This window comes from Shigella sp. FC1567 (assembly GCF_001743015.1).
GTDB lineage: Bacteria > Pseudomonadota > Gammaproteobacteria > Enterobacterales > Enterobacteriaceae > Escherichia > Escherichia coli.
The window spans coordinates 1-1,667 of record NZ_MIIV01000251.1 but is presented as its reverse complement, the minus strand read 5'-3'; the positions used below and the strand labels follow the sequence as shown (position 1 = coordinate 1,667).

The window sequence follows — 1,667 nt, the reverse complement described above, 5'->3', positions numbered from 1 at the left end:
GCGCGGAAACTGCTGGGATAACAGCCCAATGGAACGCTTCTTCAGGAGTCTGAAGAACGAATGGATGCCGGTGGTGGGTTACGTAAGCTTCAGCGAGGCAGCTCACGCCATAACGGACTATATCGTTGGATATTACAGCGCACTAAGACCGCACGAATATAACGGTGGGTTACCCCCAAACGAATCGGAAAATCGATACTGGAAAAACTCTAACTCGGTGGCCAGTTTTTGTTGACCACTTCAATGTTGCTTTTGACTTCAAGTAATCGACGCAACACCAGTCGACCGATACGACCAAAACCGTTAATACCAACCTTACTCATGGTTTTCTCCTGTCAGGAACGTTCGGATGAAAATTGATCCTTTCCAGGCTTAGCCCAGGATTGTGGGATGGGCAATCTCCATTCTTACAGTGAAACGTAACGTACTGAAAACGGGTGAACAATATTTAATGAAATTTTGAGAAAAGCCCGTTATGTTAACGGAAAATTATGTTAAAGCAGGAAATGTTATGGAAAATAAATACTCAAGGTTACAAATCAGCATTCACTGGCTGGTCTTTTTGCTGGTTATCGCAGCGTATTGCGCAATGGAGTTTCGGGGTTTCTTCCCACGTAGCGATCGGCCACTCATCAACATGATTCATGTTTCCTGCGGCATCTCAATTCTCGTGCTGATGGTCGTTCGTCTTTTGTTAAGGCTGAAATACCCAACCCCGCCGATTATACCTAAGCCAAAACCGATGATGACGGGACTGGCGCATTTGGGACATTTGGTGATTTATCTCCTGTTTATTGCGCTGCCAGTGATTGGTTTGGTGATGATGTATAACCGGGGCAACCCGTGGTTTGCGTTTGGTTTGACGATGCCTTACGCTTCAGAGGCCAATTTCGAACGGGTTGATAGCTTAAAGTCGTGGCATGAAACGCTGGCGAATCTGGGATATTTTGTCATCGGGTTGCACGCTGCGGCTGCACTGGCACACCACTATTTCTGGAAGGACAACACACTTCTACGCATGATGCCGCGTAAACGTTCCTGAAGGATATTTAAAGAAAACGCCTGTACTAAAACCGACCCGTGGTACAGGCGAAGAATACGGGTCTACATCGGAAGCGCCTATTATATTTATTTGTATGACAAATAAAACCATAATCCTTGCCCATACGTCCATCTGGCTTATTTTTAATCAATTCACCCGATCTTTGATCTCATCAACGGTATCAAAATAAACCAGCGTATAACGTTCAAATCGAACATAAGATTCGATAAACCATGGAGGTTATATGAAAAAACTGGCACTTATTTTGTTTATGGGAACGCTTGTTTCCTTTTATGCCGATGCCGGGCGCAAACCCTGTTCTGGTTCGAAAGGGGGGATCTCACACTGTACGGCAGGCGGCAAATTTGTCTGTAATGATGGTTCTATTAGTGCCTCGAAAAAAATGGTAATGCTGCCAACTTACTGATTTAGTGTATGATGGTGATTTTAAGGTGCTTGCGTGGCTTCCATTTCCATCAGATGTCCTTCCTGCTCCGCTACTGAAGGCGTGGTGCGTAACGGCAAAAGCACTGCCGGACATCAGCGCTATCTCTGCTCTCATTGCCGTAAAACATGGCAACTACAGTTCACTTACACCGCCTCTCAGCCCGGTACGCACCAGAAA

Annotated in this window: 4 protein-coding genes and 1 pseudogene; 4 read left to right on the top strand and 1 reads right to left on the bottom strand. The window is 45.7% G+C overall.

Annotated elements, in window-relative coordinates; all coding sequences use genetic code 11:
* Positions 1–235: integrase core domain-containing protein (locus tag BHE85_RS14810; RefSeq protein WP_146627965.1), on the top strand; the 235-nt coding region annotated here is incomplete at its 5' end.
* Here BHE85_RS14810 and BHE85_RS14805 read toward each other — a convergent pair.
* Positions 225–323 (bottom strand): annotated as a pseudogene (locus BHE85_RS14805) (glyceraldehyde 3-phosphate dehydrogenase NAD-binding domain-containing protein); the annotation flags it as partial. The gene BHE85_RS14810 and the pseudogene BHE85_RS14805 overlap by 11 nt on opposite strands.
* Positions 324–511: 188 nt before the next feature.
* On the opposite strand from BHE85_RS14805, the gene cybB reads away from it, so the two are divergent.
* The 3 genes from cybB to BHE85_RS14790 form a co-directional block, all read left to right on the top strand.
* Positions 512–1,042, top strand: a complete 531-nt coding sequence (gene cybB / locus BHE85_RS14800) for a cytochrome b561 (RefSeq protein WP_000428998.1) — start codon at positions 512–514, stop codon at positions 1,040–1,042.
* A 244-nt stretch (positions 1,043–1,286) separates the two neighbouring features.
* On the top strand, positions 1,287–1,469 hold the full coding sequence (locus tag BHE85_RS14795; protein ID WP_000731832.1) for a YdcA family protein: 183 nt from the start codon (positions 1,287–1,289) through the stop codon (positions 1,467–1,469).
* Between the two features lie 33 nt (positions 1,470–1,502).
* Positions 1,503–1,667, top strand: a 165-nt coding sequence (locus BHE85_RS14790) for an IS1 family transposase (protein WP_047664789.1), incomplete at its 3' end; no start/stop codon positions are given.

What these genes read in the sequence shown, in the direction of transcription:
- cybB (WP_000428998.1), top strand. Translation starts at nt 512, where the DNA reads ATGGAAAATAAATACTCAAGGTTACAAATCAGCATTCACTGGCTGGTC.
- BHE85_RS14795 (WP_000731832.1), top strand. Translation starts at nt 1,287, where the DNA reads ATGAAAAAACTGGCACTTATTTTGTTTATGGGAACGCTTGTTTCCTTT.